Source organism: Streptomyces sp. NPDC060232, from assembly GCF_042726555.1.
GTDB lineage: Bacteria > Actinomycetota > Actinomycetes > Streptomycetales > Streptomycetaceae > Streptomyces.
In genome coordinates this window covers 200,096-215,784 of record NZ_JBHXAG010000004.1, presented here as the reverse complement: position 1 = coordinate 215,784, position 15,689 = coordinate 200,096, and the positions used below count along the sequence as shown (strand labels likewise).

The window sequence follows — 15,689 nt, the reverse complement described above, 5'->3', positions numbered from 1 at the left end:
ACGGCAGCTAGCCGACTCGCCCCCCTCGCACCTTGGGCGGTAACTCATGGACGCCTCCTCCACCACGTCTTGCCAACGGGTGCGCTGGAGGGTTCAAGGTCGAACGCCTCATCGCATGAGCGCACCTATCGGAAGCCCGGTGGACTCCGCGTGGAGACATCACTCCCAGGTCGAGCTGCCTTCCTGATCAGCAACCATGCCCTGCATTACGCCACCTGTCCACCAAGATCCGCAGGTGACTGCTAGATTCTGTTAAACAGAAACCGAAGGGGCGTCATGGTCGGTCGGCCGCGCACAGGGCACACGAGGGTGATGGGCTTTCGCCCGCCGAGACAGCTCCGCGAGGACTTTGAGGCTCTCGCAAAGAGCGAAGGGCGCAGCCCATCCGACGCGCTGATCGAGGCCATGCACGACTGGATCAGAAAGAAGCGTCGCGAGAGTCCGGAGGCGGCGCAGGAGTAGGCCAACCCGCGCTGGACCTCAGCTGCTGCGACTTGCAACTCTCGCCCAGCCTGAGGGCTGTCCGCCGCTATTCTCGCTCTTACCCAGCCACAGGAGGGGCGAGCATGACGCGGCGGGCTTGGAGTAGCGACCGAAGGTTGACTGCGATCAGCCGAGCGAGCCTCTCCGTGCCGGCCAGACAAGCAATGATCGACAAGCAGGTAGTCCAGGGCTGCACGGTTCTGGACTACGGCTGCGGGCGCGGTGGCGATGTACGCGCGCTTCGACAGCTTGACTGCAGAGCGATTGGATGGGATCCGTTCTATCAAGCCGACACGAAGCTGGAGCCGGCCGATGTCGTGCTCCTCACCTACGTCCTCAACGTCATCGAAGACCCACACGAGCGCCGCAAGACTCTGAAGGAAGCGTGGGAGCTTGCCGACACGGTCCTCGTCACATCCGCGCGGCTGACATGGGAGAAGTCGAAGGTCAGGGGCGAGGCATTCGGCGACGGGCTGCTCACCAGCCGGCAGACGTTCCAGCATCTCTTCGGCGCGAGCGAGCTGCGGACCTACGTCGAGGAAGTGACGGGGGTACGAACAGTCACCGCCGCACCAGGAATTGTCTATGCCTTCAAGGACGAGAGAGCCCGTCTCAGCTACCTCGCCAGACGGATCGTTCCTGACGCAGAGTGGCTCACGTCCGAGGACACGACCTCAGGGATCGCAGCAGTCGTCGACTACATGGAACGGCGGGGGCGGCTGCCTCGGATGGAAGAAGCACCTCAGTCGATGGCCGAGCTACTCGGCCACTTGCGAGCCCACGAGGTTCGTCGACTCGTGCGGGACTCAGCCGACGTCAGCAAGGTAGAGCAAGGCGGGAGGCAAACCACTCTCAACACCTTGCTCTTCTTGGCGGTGGAGCTGTTCAACGGTCGGGGCCCCTTCAGCAGCCTCCCGCTCAGCGTCCAACTCGACGTCCGCGCCTTCTTCACCTCGTACAAGGAGGCATGTCAGCGATCCGACAGGCTGCTGCTCAAGCTGCGTGACGACACATACATCCGTGGAGCCATGCACGCCTCCGCCGTCGGGAAGCTCACCCCGACTGCGATGTACGTACACCAGCGTGCCGTCGACCGCTTGCCCACAGTTCTACGCCTCTACGAGCACTGCGCCTCGATTGCGGCCGGCCGGCCGCAATCGTGGACGCTGGCCAAGCTACGCCATCAGGGCCGGGCGGTGAGTTGGCTCGACTACCCGGACTTTGACATTGACCCGCACCCGCGGTGCCGGTCCTCCTACCAGGTAGACCTCAGGACCCTTGAGACCTCCCACACGTCGTACGCAAACTCGGAGAACCGACCGTTGCTTCACCGCAAGCACGAGTTTCTCGCCCCCGACGATCCTGATGTCGAGCGGTACGAGCGGCTGACAATGGCAGAGGTGAAAGCGGGGCTGTACGAGCGCCCTCACCTCATCGGCACAGAGAACGGCTGGGAGTCGGAGCTCGTCCGCTGCGGCCGGTCCCTTCGCGGGCATCGACTGGTGCGCCGCGCCGAAGGCTGAGCTGTCAGGCCGCGTCGGGCTGCATCTGCGCGATCATGTCTGCCAGCTCCTCAACGTCGAGGTCAGCAGCTTGGCTCGGGAACCAGGACAAACGGAGCCCGTTCTCTGCCGCCTCCGCAGGGAGTCCCATGGCCGTAAGCACATGGCTGGGGGTGTACGAGGCACTCGTGCATGCGGAACCCGTAGCAACGGCCACATGCTGCTTCAGCCGGACGATGAGAGCTTCGGCATCCACACCGTCGAAGGACAGGTTGAGGATGTGCGGGACTGAGTGATCCTCGTCGCCGTTGATCTGAAACCGGGTCTTCTCGAGCGCGCCCAAGAGTCGCGTGCGGAGCTCCATCGCCCTCGCGCTCCACTCTTTGTGTTCCGCTTGGAAGATCTTTGCCGCCTCGGCCATTCCCATGATCAATGGCACGGGGAGCGTCCCGGGTCGCAACTTTCGCTCTTGCCCGCCACCGAACATGATCGGCTGCAGGGGCAGCCGGTCCCAGCGTCGACGGCGTGTAACCAGCATGCCGACGCCCTTCGGAGCGCCGATCTTGTGGCCGCTGACGCTGATCATGTCGATCGGAGCGGTCAGATCCTCGGGCAACTTCCCGTACCCCTGCGCAGCATCCACATGCAGGTACGTTGGGGTTTCGCGGAGGTGGCCGGCGAGTTCGGCGACGGGCTGGACGACGCCCGTCTCGTTGTTCACGTGCATCAACGAGACGAGGAGCGTGTCCGGGCGCAGCCGCTCCATCACTTCCTCAACGGAGACCCTGCCTGACGAGCCGGGCTTGATGAAGTCGACTTCGAAGCCACGGGACTGCAGGTGCTCCAGGGGTTCGATCACCGCTTTGTGCTCGATGGCCGAGGTGATGATGTGACGCCGACCACTCTGCTCGCCGTAGGGAGCAAGGCCGAGCAGTGCGATGTTGTTGCTCTCGGTTGCCCCGCTAGTGAAGATCAACTCATCGGGTTCGGCACCGACAGTGCCTGCCAGGTAGTCGCGCGCCTGCTGCACCGCGCGCTTCGCACGGGTCCCATAGTCGTGCGTCCGGGAGCCGGCATTCCCGAAGTCCTCGGTCATCCAGTGCAGGACAACTTCGGCCACGCGCGGGTCCACACGCGTCGTAGCTGCAGCATCGAGATACGTCACCACTAGCCCCACCACACCCTTGTGCGTTAATCCAGCACATCATGTACGTCTTATCTCTGACGTACGATAGCGTTACGCGAGTGGGATCACAGTCATCTTCGCAGGTTGCCGACACCGCTACGTCCGCTGGCTTCGACTACATTTTTCCAGCCATCCGGGGCGTCCAGGCGGGGCGCGAGTTCTACGTATCCATGTGCCCCCTGCGCCTCATCCCGAAGATCTTCCTCTTCGACGAGGACGAACTGGCCCCGGAAGTTCGCGCCCAGCGCGTCCTGAACAAGGGGCGCCTTCCAGCCCTCACTCGGTACATCGTCGACAACCCGGACGACTACGTCTTCAGCGCGCTCACCGCATCCGTCGACGGCGACATGTACTTCGAGAGCATCGCTGACTCCGGCATGGGCATGCGTGCGGGCCAGATCCGCATCCCCATGGCCGCCCGCTTCTTGATCAACGACGGGCAGCATCGACGCGCTGCCATCGAGCAGGCCCTTAAGGAGAACCCCGACCTCGGCGAGGAGACGATCGCCGTCGTCTTCTTCCACGACGCCGGCCTCGCCCGCTGTCAGCAGATGTTCGCCGACCTCAACCGCCACGCAGTGCGACCCCCACGCTCCATCGGTGTGCTCTACGACCACCGAGACGACCTGGCGATCATGGCTCGCCTCCTGGCGATGAAGTCCCCCGTCTTCAAGGGACACGTCGAGATGGAGAACAGCACCCTTGCTCAGCGCTCACGCAAACTCTTCACCCTGAGTGCCGTCTACTACGCCACCCAGTCCCTCCTGCAAGGCCTGGAGATCAAGAAGGGCAAGGCCCAGGAGCTTGCAGAGGCGTACTGGGAGGCCGTCGACCGCGTGGTGCCCGAGTGGGGCTTGGTACGGAAGCGTGAACTCGCGGCCCCCGAGGTACGCAAGGACTACATCCACAGCCATGGCATCGCCCTGCACGCTCTCGGACGAATCGGAAACTCGCTCTTGCGACAGTCCGAGTCGCCCCAGGTGTGGCATTCGAAGCTCAAGCTCCTAACTTCGGTTGACTGGTCCCGCACCAACCCGGATTGGGAAGGGCGCGCGCTGATCGGTGGCCGCGTTTCGAAGAGCCACCAAAACCTAGCCTTGACTGTGAACTACCTGCGCCATCACATGAGGCTCGAACTCAGTCCAGAAGAGCAGCGTGTAGAAGACGCATACCTGCGAGGAGACGCATGAGCACCGCGAAGTCGACGGCCCCTTTCCAGGGGAGGGCCCTCGCCGAAGTAGTCAGTGAGCTCACGGAAGAAATCCGTGAGCTCTATACAGCTGACGAGGTGCCGTGGGTCATCGGCTATAGCGGTGGCAAGGACTCCACCGCCGTCCTTCAACTTGTCTGGCTGGCTCTCCAGGGTCTTCCCGATGAGCAGCGTAAAAAGCCCGTGCACGTCATCAGCACCGACACGCTGGTTGAAAACCCGGTAGTCGCTGCTTGGGTCACCCAGTCACTTGACACGATGGGAAAGGCGGCGAAGGAGCAGGGACTGCCCATCGAGCCGCATCGACTCATTCCCGAGGTGAAAGACACCTTCTGGGTCAACCTCATCGGTCGCGGGTACCCGGCCCCTCGTCCCAAGTTTCGTTGGTGCACCGAGCGTTTGAAGATCAAGCCGTCGAACGCCTTTATTCGACGCGTGGTACGCCGGCATGGTGAGGCGATCCTCGTTCTCGGTATTCGCAAGGCCGAGAGTCAGGCGCGTGCCCGCGCTATGGCCCGGCACGAGAAGCGTCGTGTGCGCGATCGACTCTCCCCGAACGGTAATCTGCCGAACTCCCTCGTCTACAGCCCTATTGAAGCGTGGGGCACCGACGAGGTCTGGATGTTCCTGATGCAGTATTCCAACGCTTGGGGCCATCGAAACAAGGATCTCCTGACGATGTATCAGGGAGCCTCTGAGGACTCCGAATGCCCGTTGGTTGTGGACGACACCACGCCTTCGTGCGGTGACAGTCGCTTCGGTTGCTGGACTTGCACTCTTGTGGACAAGGACAAGTCCATGACTGCCATGATCCGCAACGATGAGGAGAAGGAGTGGATGCGGCCTCTCCTTGAGCTCCGGAATGAACTCGATGACGTGTCGAAGGAAAAGGAGACCCGGGACTTCCGGCGAATGAACGGCGCCGTCCAGCTCTTCCACGACGGTGTCATCCAGGGGCCGTACACGCAGGAAGCGCGTCAGAAGTGGCTGACGAAGCTACTGGACGCGCAGACCCTCGTACGGCGGACCTCGCCGGAGAGCGTGCAGGGCATCGAGCTTATCTCGGAGGCGGAGCTCCATGAGATCCGCCGCATCTGGGTCTTCGACAAGCACGAGGTTGAGGACACACTGCCTGGGATCTACGAGAAGGCCACGAACGAGAAGTTCCCAGGCCGGCCTCTTGATGAGCAGCTCGTCCTTGGAGCAGAGGAAATGGATCTGCTCAAGGAAGTGTGTGATGGCGACGAGATCCATTTCACGATGACGCGTGAACTCCTCGCGGTTGAGCGACAGCACAGGACTATGACGCGTCGCTCCGGCCTCTTCAAGGAACTTGAGAAGACGATCAAGAAGGGGTTCTACGAGAACGAAGGCGACGCACTTCAGTTCGCGAAGCGTAAGCAGGAGATCCGCGACACCGTCCCGACCTACGTGACGCTGGACGAAGAGAAGACCACCGATGCACCTTCGTAATATTGAACTCCACGACTTTGGCGCCTACCGTGGCAAGCAGTCCCTCGACCTGAGCGTTAAGCCCGGACGACCTATCATCCTGATCGGCGGTCTCAATGGGTGCGGCAAGACGACTCTGCTCGACGCCATCCAGCTGGCTCTCTACGGTCCTCGGGCACGGTGTAGCGGTCGCGGAAACCGCTCGTACGACTCGTACCTGCGAGAGAGCATCAACCGCAAGGCCAATCAGGCTGATGGCGCGAAGGTCGCGCTGGAGTTCTCCATTGTTGTGGATGGCCAGGAGCGGCACTACAGGGTGGTCCGGAGCTGGCACATCGGCGGCAAGCAGCTTAAGGAATTCCTGGTAGTCGAGGTGGACGGCGAGTTTGACCGGATCCTCAGCGACGGCTGGCCTGACCATGTCGAAGACATCCTCCCACTGGAAGTAGCCTCGCTCTTCTTCTTCGACGGCGAAAAGATCGAGTCACTAGCGGACCCTGAGCGGGCCGCTGCGGTCATCGAGTCCGCCATCCAATCACTGCTTGGCCTGAGCACCGTAGAACAGCTTCGTACTGACCTAGTTGCACTGCAACGGCGCCAACGGCTGTCCAACGAGGACCAGGCTGTCATCGATCAAATCCGTGCCCAGGAAGCCGAACACGAAGCGGCACGGCAGGAGTACGCGGACCGCAAGCTGACCTTGGGCGGCGTGCGGTCAAGGTGCGACCGGCTGCAGTTGCAGCTGGACAGAGTAGAGAAGGAATTCGAGCAGGCCGGCGGGAATCTCTTCGAGCGTCAGAAGGAGCTCGAGAGCAATAGGAAGGGCATCGCCGACCATCTGGCGGCTCAGCGCAGTGCCTTGCGCTCTCTGGCCGCCGGCCCCCTCCCCCTACTCATGCTCCCGCAGCAGCTGGCCACGCTTCGTGAACAGGCGGTGCGGGAGAGGGATGCTGACAATGCATCGCGGGTCGTTGGCGTCCTGGACGAGCGCGACGCGTGGCTTCTCGAGCAGTTGCCGGCGTCGGTGACGGTCGCCGCGCGCACGGCCTTGAAGAAGAAGCTGGCGACAGACCGTCTGAAGCGCGAGGCTGCGGCGGAGCTCAAGCAGAGCCTCAGCCTCCCCCTTGACGCACTTGAGCAGCTTTCCGCCCTTGACGAAGCTCTGTCCCGAGACGCATCCCGCGCTCGTGAACTGCTCAAGGAATCGGCAGAGACGGCCGACCGTCTCGACGACGCCGACCGCCTCCTTGCTGGGGTCCCGGACGAGAAGCTCATCAAGGACCTTGTTGAGAAGCGTAACGAGGCCATGGATGCACTCGCCGTTGCCAAGGACGAACTCAGGCGGGGCGAAGTGCAGTTGGAGGAAACCAAGAGTCGCCGCGATCGCATCGGCGCCGACCTTGATCGAGCACAGCAGAGGCGGGTCAAAACGCTGATCGAGGTTGAAGAGCTCGATCGCGTCGTCGAGTACGCCGAGAAGGCACGGAATACGCTGGAGAAGTTCGGCGACGCACTGAAGCGGCGCCACATCAGCCGTCTCGAGGTCGCAGTCCTCCAGAGCTTCAAGGCTCTGATGCGCAAGAGCGGTCTCATCCACGACCTGAGGATTGATACCGCCAAGGCCATCCTCACCCTCTCGGACTCCGATGGGGAGCCCATCGATCCTGGGCGGCTCAGCGCCGGCGAGCGGCAGCTACTTGCGATCTCGCTGCTCTGGGGTCTGGCCAAGGTTGCCGGTAACCGGCTGCCCAGTGTGATCGACACACCTCTCGGGCGGCTCGACAGCCGACACCGCCAGCACCTCGTCGATCGCTACTTCCCGAACGCCGGCCGGCAGGTGCTTCTCCTGTCCACCGACGAGGAGATCAACGAGAACCTCCTCAGCCGGTTGAAGCCCTCCCTGGCGCACACTTACACGCTTGTTCACGACGACACAACGTTCACCACCAGTGTCGAGGCTGGGTACTGGTGGACAGCAGGAGCATCGCATGTCGCTTGAGACAGTCCGCCTCTCGCAGACGGCGAAGGATCAACTCATCTGGTTGAAGCGCAACACTGGGCTGACCCAGTGGAATGAGCTGTGCAGGTGGGCTCTTGCGCTGTCGCTCAGGGACTCGTCCACACCGCTGGTGAAGGAGGTCGTGACGGACTCCAACGTCGAGATGTCCTGGAAGACCTTCACCAGTCCGTACGGAGACATCTATCTTGCTTTGCTGAAGCAGCGGTGTCTCGCGGACGGCGAGGAGCTCTCGGACGAGGCTGTCGCCCGGACTCTGACGGTCCATCTTCACCGCGGCATCGGCTACCTGCACGGTCGAAGCGACCTTCGATCCGTCGAGCAGCTTGTCTCCACCGCCACGGGATAGCTCCGGACGGATGCAGAAGCCCGCCCCACCTGTCGGTGGGGCGGGCTTCTGCATCTTGACCCTGGGCGTACTGCCTCCCGAAAGCTCTGCAGAACTTTCTCAGCAACCCCTGCAACAACAGGTGCCGCGACCCGACCTACCTAAGTGAGGGACAGTCAGACGGTCTACAGGTTGGGGGACTTCGCCTCCGCCGGTCGGCGGCGTCTAGTACCCTCGCAGGACAACTAAATGAGCACCGCTTCAACACAAGGACGCGAGCCACCGTATGGGGTTCGCCACCAAACCCATGGAGCGATCATGATCAGCCACCCTGTCGAGGGGGCAATTGTCGCGCTGCAACGGAGTGCGCTCGCCACCTTCGACGCCTACCAGCTCGACAGGATCGATCGAGCCCTCGACGAGCTTCTCCGCAACCCCTCCGACGAGTCCACGCCGGCGGAGTACCGCGTCCGCTCAGCCATGGGACACGCCTACGAAGTTCTCGAGCGCCGCAAGACCATCACGCCCCTCGTCCCTCTCGCCGCTGAGCACAACGACCAGGGCGTGAGTGACCGGGACTACCCGTTGGTTGAGATCTTCGAGTGGCTGCGCGTCGAGACCGGAATCTCGCAGGAGCAGCGCGCCTTGCTGCTGGCCCTCGCCCGCGGTGACGATGCCGTTAGCCTCGCCCGTCGTCAGGGCCTGCCTGTGGCCCGGGTGCGAGAACGCATCAGCCGCGCCCGGAAAGCTGCCCGACAGCTCTGGAAGGCGTCGGTGCTGGCTGCATGAACCCCAGACTGCTCCGTCTTCGCCCGTGGCTCGTACGAGCGCTCATCCCCCCGCGGCACATCGGAACGTATGTGCTCTACACAGCGACTGGTGTCCCGAGGTACATCGGTCGCAGCGATACCGACCTCAGGCGACGGCTCCTCCGGCACTGCACGAATCGGCGTGGCGCGTACTTCACGTACGACGTCCACAACAGCCCTTTGAACGCCTTCGAAGTCGAGTGCGCTCTGTTCCACACACTCGCGCCGGACATTACCAACCGGATACACCCGGACCATCCCGCCCACCAGAAGGCCGGCTGCGTGTACTGCCGACCCACACAGCGCGCAGTTCGGAAGCACCGTTTCGCAACCGAGGTCTCCGAGACTCATCCCTCTATCAGCTCAAGTGAGGACTCACGATGACGACCCCCCTGTTTCTGGCCCCCGATGGTCAGCGCGGCACCATCATCCAGGTCGACCGTGCCCTGGAATCCATGCGTGACGCCGGCTTCGACCTCACGGCCGCTATCGGTGAGCCCCTGGACAACTCCATCCAGGCGGAAGCAACTCTGATGCGTGTACTGCCTGTCTACGGCGCTCGCAAGAAGACCATCGAGAAGTTCATCATCTCCGACAACGGTGTTGGCATCGATCCGGCGATCATGCACAACGTACTGTCCATCGGCTACAGCGCCCGCTACAACGAACGCGATGGTCTCGGCCGTTTCGGGATGGGCCTGAAGCTTGCCGGGCTGAGCCTCGGCGAGCGTATCGACATCTACAGCAAGCGCGCCAACAGCCCCCAGATCCACCACAGCTACGTGGACCTTGAAGAGGTCCGAGACGGCAAGCAGCAGTACATCACCACCAACGAGGTCGCGGAATGGCCCGAAGAGGCCGCCAAGCAGATGGTGGGGCGCGACGGCCGCCCGCTCGCCTCCGGAACGGTTGTGATCTTCAGTAAGATCGACCGACTGTCCACCGGCGGCACGTATGGGACGTCCCTGGAGGAGAAGGTCGCTGACCTCCGCAAGTTCATTGCACGTGCGTACCGCACATACATCGACACAGGGCGCACCATCGAGCTCGAAGGCAAGCAGGTTACTCTCCACGACCCCCTGTTCCTGCGCGACAATCCCCGCATCATCAGCAGGTACAAGTCGCAGAAGCTCGACCCCCGCGGCACCATCGTCGAGGAAGACGATATCGAGATCGACGGCCACAAGGTCCACGTGACGGTCGCCTTGGTCCCCGTTGAGTTCCGTCCCTGGGCAGGGGCCGGCGGTCAGGTGGACCACCGGGGCGATGACATCGGGGAGTTCCAGATCAACGCCGAGAATGCGGGCAAGATCAGTATCGTGCGCAACGGCCGCGAGATCTTCTACGACAGCATCCCCCGGTTCCTCGCAGCGACGCGGAACGACAAGGCCATCCGGTATGTCGCGATCGAGGTGACGTTCCCTGCCGACCTGGACGAGTACTTCCAGGTTCGCAACGTCAAGCGCGGCGCCGAGCCGGTGACGAAGCTCCGGAACCAGCTGCGCGACTGGCTGAGGCGGCCGGTACGCCAAGCCCGCAAGCAGGTCCACGAGCACTGGATCGAGGTCGACACACGCAAGCGTCTCGAGAGCGGTCCGCATGACGCAAGCATGGCGACCGCAGCGCGGGCCAACCCGAGCCTTCCTCATGGGCTTGCTGGGCGGACAGTCACTGCAGAGCAGGAGGAGCAGATCGTCCTGGACGCGGCCGAGGACATGGGCCTCGATCTCGAGGTGGACACAGCGAAGATCGAGGCACTGCGCGAACAGATCCGGACCAAGCCCATCACCCTCTTCGATGCCAGCTGGCCTGGTAAAGAGTTCATCGTGGTCCAGCACCTCAACGGCAAGGCCCTGGTGAAGTTCAACCTTCGGCACACCTTCTTCAGGGAGGTCTACATCCCCCTCAAGAAGCTCGCTGATCAGGGTACGGATGGGATGACCCCCGAGGAGATGCTCGACCTCGCCCGCCGAGCCGAGGCCGCCATCGACCTCCTCTTCATGGGCTACGCACGTGCGGAATCCATGTCCCCAAACCCTGAAGAGGACTACAGCCAACTGCGAACTCACTGGGGCATGTTCACCGAGGCGATGCTCAAGGAAGAGCTCAAGGACCAGTGACTCTGACGTGCCGGGCGGCGTCACGCCGTCCGGCACGCTTCGGCGGAACGTCCGCCCTGGCGCGTTCTGTGGTGTGAAGGCGCGCTTCATTTCCTGCAATCGGGCTACGCATTCACGGCGTGACCAGCAGGATGTCGTGAGAAGACTCAACAGGCAACACATCGAAACCGGCGCAACGGCCGCCGGCGTGGGAAGGCAGTGAAGGATGTTCGGCTCGGGCAGTGGGCTCACGTTCCGCGACTACGTGCAGGGAACGTGGGGCAGCTTCGACACTCCGGCGGGGAGGGTCGACTACATCATGACAAAGGCTCGACTCGGTGGTGACGCCAACACGCCCGAACGGCAGCTCACCAAGAACCTCGCCCCGGTTCGAGAGGTCATGGCTGCCGGCGACCTCGACTTCAACCAGCTTCTGCAACGCGACCTCGACGATCACCGAGTAGCTGTCAACCTGATCCCCTACCTGCTCAAACCCCAGACCACGGGGCCCGCCTTCTTCCCGCCGATCGTCGCTGTCCTGCTGCCCTTCCAGAACAAGCGTCCGACGTCCTTTCCGGTGCTGGGGGACGTGACATCGATCAGCGCCGACGAAGCACACTGGCAGGAGCAGCGTGCTGGTAATGCGTTCCAGGTCCACCGCCTCCTCGGCGCTGATGGGCAGCCACACGGGGCAAATGTGGGCAAGTTCTGGTGGAATCGCAGCGAGTCCAGCCTGGTGGTTCTCGACGGCCAGCACCGAGCCATGGCCCTCCTTGCGATTGAGCGCACCCTTACCAACTCATGGGGAGATACCTCGGCGGTCAAGTACCGCTCCTTCTATGAGCACCAGGTGCGGCGTGTACTCGAACAGCACGGTGCCGGCGAACCCGACCTGTCGAAGGTGGAGGTGCCCGTCACGGTGTGCTGGTTCCCGGAGCAGACCGGAGATGGCTCCCGCCCCCACGAGGCGGCGCGGAAGCTATTCGTCGACGTCAACAAGGAGGCACGCCCCCCGAGCGAGTCCCGCATCATCCTGCTCTCGGATGCCGAACTCTCCAATGTGCTCACGCGAAGCATGCTCAGTGAGCTGCGGAGCCGCAACGACGACTCCTACCTGCCCCTCTACACCGTGGAGTACGACAACCCTGAGGTGAACAGCCACCGGCCGGCGCGGTGGTCGGTACTCACGAACATCAACCTCCTCAAGATGGCCGTGAACCGCTGCATCTTCGGACCATCGAAATACCTCACCAACGTCGCACAGGGAATCTCCGGCAAGGAGAGTGAGCAACAGCGCGACGACTTCATGCGCAGTCAGCTCGACGTATCCAGTCTCCTGGAGAGGTACTTCGAGGACGGGGGCATCACCTTCGACCGTGACTCACTCGGTGACAAGCAGTTCCCCCTCGGCCAGATGGAGGCGATCAGCGCCAGGTTCAAGGAGACGTGGGGCAGGGCCATCCTTACGTTGCTCTCGAGGACCGCGCCGTACGCAGCACACGCCAGAGCGCTGACGAAGCTCAGGGACGACTGGCACGTAGCGGATACCTTCGCCGCTCTGGCTCACGACGCCCTCTTCGGTGGCGTGGGCGTCTTCTGGACCCTGCGTGACAGCTACGACCACTACACGGAGCACAGGGACAGCGCGGACCGCCGACTGCCCAAGTCGGATGTCATCCGAGCTTGGGAGGCGCTCAAGGGTAAGGAAGAGGATTTCGACCAGTACCGAGCGCAGGAGTACCTTGGGTCGATTCGTCCCGAGCGCGTGAAGCGTTGCAAGGACGCCTACACCGTGCTCAACACCCACGCCTGTCAGCTCGGACTCGTCATGACGATGGGCTCACTGTGGGAAGTTCGGAAGACTCAGCCTGGCGGTGTCGAGCTCAAGGACCTCCCGGCCTTCGCGGAGGCCCTCGTCGAAGCCTGGAATGCCTTCTTTCAGATCGAGCACAGCCGCGCCCGCGACCGGAAGGTCGCGTTCAACAAGGCCGGCATCTCAAACCCGATCAACCAGATCGGGAACATGGAGTCGGCCCAAGCCGTCTACTTCCGGTACTTCTGGTTGCAGGCGCTCGCGGTCCCCGCCGCGTGGAATCACGTGTCCGAATGGTTGCCGGACCGCGAAGAGTTCGATATCAAGCTCGGCGAAGCCCGACGCATGTACTTGGACCTGTGCATCAAGCAGCAGCTAAAGGCACTCAAGACGAGCCAGCCGACTGCTCAGGAGAGCGATCTCCGACCCACCGCCGAAACGCAAGCGAACACGGCCCTCAAGAAGGCCCTCAAGGAATGGTTCGCTGTGTCCGACGACGACTTCGACGCCTGGTTGAGCAAGCCAGTCCGCCGCAGCAAGCAAGGTGAGCTCGACCTGGATGATGTCGTGGCGGAGGCGGAGTAGCCGAGCCGGGAGGAGTACAGGCGAGCGCAATGAGTCGCTCGCCTATGCCTCCCTCATAGGGGCAGATCCTCGGCCGTAGGTACTCACGCCTCTGCGAAGCAAGTTCCGCTCACGCGGGGCCCTACGAACACGTTGGCGTCAGTCGCTACCCGGAATAAACGCCTCCTGAACTCGATTGCACGTTCAGAAATCTGAGACGTGGGGGGCATGTGGGCAACCTGAAGGTCTTCAGGGTGAGAGGCGGGCAGGCGACGGAGGTGACGGGGACTGCCGTGGGGGTGGAGGTTGAGCTGCAGCGGTTGATCGAGGCGAACATGGAGGCGATGCTCGGTATTCGGTTCCTGGCTACCGAGTACCGCACCGGCCGTCACGGAGGCCGGATCGACTCCCTCGGACTGGACGAGAACGACACGCCGGTCATCGTCGAGTACAAGCGCAACCGGGACCAGAACGTCATCAACCAGGGGCTCTCGTACTTGTGGTGGCTCCACGACCACCATCACGAGTTCGAGAGCCTGGTCCGAGAGAAGCTCGGAGACCAGGCCGGCGAGATCGACTGGAGCGCTCCTCGGATCGTCTGCGTCGCCGGGGCCTTCACGCGCCATGACACGGTAGCGGTGGAGATGATCGGCCACCGGATCGACCTGGTGACGTACCGGGTCTTCGAGGACGTGCTCACGCTGCAGCTCATCGCGTCGGCCGGCGGAACGCGCACCTCTCCGCGGGGTGGAACGTCGGGATCGGTCCGCGTCGCGTCGGCGGCGCCGAAGTCGGTCCAGCAGTACCTGGACGAGGCGCCCGAGGAGCTGAAGGAGCTGTACGCGGACCTCGACGAGCTGCTGCTGGCACACCGGGACGTACTAAAGGAGCCCCAGCTCCACTACATCGCCTACCGGCGGATCAACAACGTCGCCACGGTGCGCCTGCAGCCGCGCAAGCGGCTCCTCGTCGTCAACCTGAAGCTCGACCCGGACACGGTGGAGCTGTGCGACGGATTCTCCCGGGACATGCGCGGCGTAGGAGTCCTTGGAATCCGCGGCGGCGTCGAGGTCCGGATTGGCTCGCGCGAGGACCTCGCGCGAGCCAGCGATCTCATCCAGCGGAGCATCGACGCTGGGTGACTCCTCCAGCACATGGGAAGGGCGGTTGTTCCATCTGAGTGGTGGAACAACCGCCCTTCTGTGCGTTCTGCGCCCGCTGTCTCGGCTTCTCACTCTCACTCCTCGGGCCCGGCGAGTTCGAAGTCGTCCTGGGTCAGCGCGCCTCGCAGCCGCTGCTCGGCGATGTCCGCGTAGTGCTCGGAGAGCTCGACGCCGATGAACTTGCGGCCCTCGCGCAGTGCGGCGACACCGGTCGTTCCGGAGCCGGTGAAGGGGTCGAGGACCGTTCCGCCCGGCGGGCAGATCCTCACCAGCTCCTGCATCACCTCCACGGGCTTCTGCGTGATGTGCACGCGGTCCTTCCGGGGCTGGCTCGCGGTGTAGAGGCCGGGCAGGTACACGGGGTTCCGGTCGGGGTCGACCGGGCCCTTGGTGCCCCAGACGATGTACTCGCAGGACTGCTTGAGCCGGCCCTTCTGCGGTCGGGAGACCGGCTTGTGCCACGAGGCGATCCCGCGCCAGGTCCAGCCGGCGGCCTGGAGCGCGTCGGTGGTGGTGGGCAGTTGCCTCCAGTCGGTGAAGACGAGCGCGGCGCCGGACTCGGCGGTGGCCCGGTAGGACTCGGTGAGCAGGAGGGTGAGCCAGAAGTCGTACGAGCGCTGGTCGCGGTTCTCGCCAGGGAAGTTGGCAAGGTCGTGTTCGGCGTCGCCCGAGGTGTACTTCGCGCGGGCACTGCGACCGGTTCGTTCGCCGCTGGTTCGGCCGCCGCTGTTGTAGGGCGGGTCGGTGATCACGGCGTCGACGCTGTTGTCGGGGATGCCGGCGAGGGCGGTCAGCGCGTCGCCTCGGTGCAGGGTGTACGACATTGTGCGGTTCTCTCTTTCCGCGGGGACGGTCGTGCGGGATTCCGCGTTCCCGGAATACCGCGCACGTCGGCTTGATTCGCTCCCGGAAGCCACAGAAGCAGCCGCCTGCGGAGAGCGATGGGCTGGAGAGTAGCCACCATTCCCGGCCGCGCCTAATGACGCTCTGCCGCCACATCACGGGCCCCAACTGCCAGACGAGACATCGTTTGGTGCGGCCGCAATTCGTCTCTACAGTCTCG

General features: G+C 63.4%; 11 protein-coding genes. 9 read left to right on the top strand and 2 right to left on the bottom strand.

All coding sequences use genetic code 11. The features are described 5' to 3' along the window. Positions 1-566: 566 nt before the first annotated feature. Positions 567-2,006 (top strand): DNA phosphorothioation-associated putative methyltransferase, encoded by a 1,440-nt coding sequence (locus ACFWFZ_RS09395; RefSeq protein ID WP_387118946.1) that lies wholly within the window; start codon positions 567-569, stop codon positions 2,004-2,006. A gap of 4 nt (positions 2,007-2,010) precedes the next feature. Here the strand turns inward: ACFWFZ_RS09395 and dndA are convergent, their stop codons facing one another. After that, positions 2,011-3,153 (bottom strand): cysteine desulfurase DndA, encoded by a 1,143-nt coding sequence (dndA, locus tag ACFWFZ_RS09390; RefSeq protein WP_387118943.1) that lies wholly within the window; start codon positions 3,151-3,153, stop codon positions 2,011-2,013. Between the two features lie 77 nt (positions 3,154-3,230). On the opposite strand from dndA, the gene dndB reads away from it, so the two are divergent. From dndB to ACFWFZ_RS09350, 8 genes are all read left to right on the top strand, one after another. Further along, the gene (gene dndB / locus ACFWFZ_RS09385) at positions 3,231-4,361 is read left to right on the top strand and encodes a DNA sulfur modification protein DndB (protein WP_387118940.1); all 1,131 of its coding nucleotides are present in this window, start codon (positions 3,231-3,233) and stop codon (positions 4,359-4,361) included. Next, the gene (gene dndC, locus ACFWFZ_RS09380) at positions 4,358-5,854 is read left to right on the top strand and encodes a DNA phosphorothioation system sulfurtransferase DndC (RefSeq protein WP_387118937.1); all 1,497 of its coding nucleotides are present in this window, start codon (positions 4,358-4,360) and stop codon (positions 5,852-5,854) included. The genes dndB and dndC overlap by 4 nt, the downstream gene beginning before the upstream one ends. Then, entirely contained in the window at positions 5,841-7,832 is a 1,992-nt protein-coding gene (gene dndD, locus ACFWFZ_RS09375; protein ID WP_387118934.1) for a DNA sulfur modification protein DndD, read from the top strand. Before dndC ends, dndD begins: the two co-directional genes overlap by 14 nt. Continuing rightward, positions 7,822-8,199, top strand: a complete 378-nt coding sequence (dndE, locus tag ACFWFZ_RS09370; protein ID WP_098897876.1) for a DNA sulfur modification protein DndE — start codon at positions 7,822-7,824, stop codon at positions 8,197-8,199. The genes dndD and dndE overlap by 11 nt, the downstream gene beginning before the upstream one ends. A gap of 297 nt (positions 8,200-8,496) precedes the next feature. Further along, positions 8,497-8,967, top strand: coding sequence for a hypothetical protein (locus ACFWFZ_RS09365; protein WP_387118931.1), 471 nt, complete (start codon positions 8,497-8,499; stop codon positions 8,965-8,967). Between the two features lie 400 nt (positions 8,968-9,367). Next, positions 9,368-11,107 carry an ATP-binding protein gene (locus ACFWFZ_RS09360; RefSeq protein WP_387118929.1) on the top strand — a complete coding sequence of 580 codons (1,740 nt, stop codon included), beginning with the start codon at positions 9,368-9,370 and terminating at the stop codon, positions 11,105-11,107. A 205-nt stretch (positions 11,108-11,312) separates the two neighbouring features. After that, positions 11,313-13,484: a hypothetical protein gene (locus ACFWFZ_RS09355; RefSeq protein ID WP_387118926.1), complete on the top strand. Its 2,172-nt coding sequence runs from the start codon at positions 11,313-11,315 to the stop codon at positions 13,482-13,484. A gap of 272 nt (positions 13,485-13,756) precedes the next feature. Beyond that, entirely contained in the window at positions 13,757-14,605 is an 849-nt protein-coding gene (locus ACFWFZ_RS09350) for a DUF5655 domain-containing protein (RefSeq protein ID WP_387118923.1), read from the top strand. A 95-nt stretch (positions 14,606-14,700) separates the two neighbouring features. Here ACFWFZ_RS09350 and ACFWFZ_RS09345 read toward each other — a convergent pair whose 3' ends face one another. Then, entirely contained in the window at positions 14,701-15,450 is a 750-nt protein-coding gene (locus ACFWFZ_RS09345; protein ID WP_387118920.1) for a DNA-methyltransferase, read from the bottom strand. Positions 15,451-15,689 lie beyond the last annotated feature (239 nt).

Coding starts and splice junctions, on each gene's coding strand:
- ACFWFZ_RS09395 (WP_387118946.1), top strand. CDS start 567: ATGACGCGGCGGGCTTGGAGTAGCGACCGAAGGTTGACTGCGATCAGC.
- dndC (WP_387118937.1), top strand. CDS start 4,358: ATGAGCACCGCGAAGTCGACGGCCCCTTTCCAGGGGAGGGCCCTCGCC.
- dndD (WP_387118934.1), top strand. CDS start 5,841: ATGCACCTTCGTAATATTGAACTCCACGACTTTGGCGCCTACCGTGGC.
- dndE (WP_098897876.1), top strand. CDS start 7,822: ATGTCGCTTGAGACAGTCCGCCTCTCGCAGACGGCGAAGGATCAACTC.
- ACFWFZ_RS09365 (WP_387118931.1), top strand. CDS start 8,497: ATGATCAGCCACCCTGTCGAGGGGGCAATTGTCGCGCTGCAACGGAGT.
- ACFWFZ_RS09360 (WP_387118929.1), top strand. CDS start 9,368: ATGACGACCCCCCTGTTTCTGGCCCCCGATGGTCAGCGCGGCACCATC.
- ACFWFZ_RS09355 (WP_387118926.1), top strand. CDS start 11,313: ATGTTCGGCTCGGGCAGTGGGCTCACGTTCCGCGACTACGTGCAGGGA.
- ACFWFZ_RS09345 (WP_387118920.1), bottom strand. CDS start 15,450: ATGTCGTACACCCTGCACCGAGGCGACGCGCTGACCGCCCTCGCCGGC.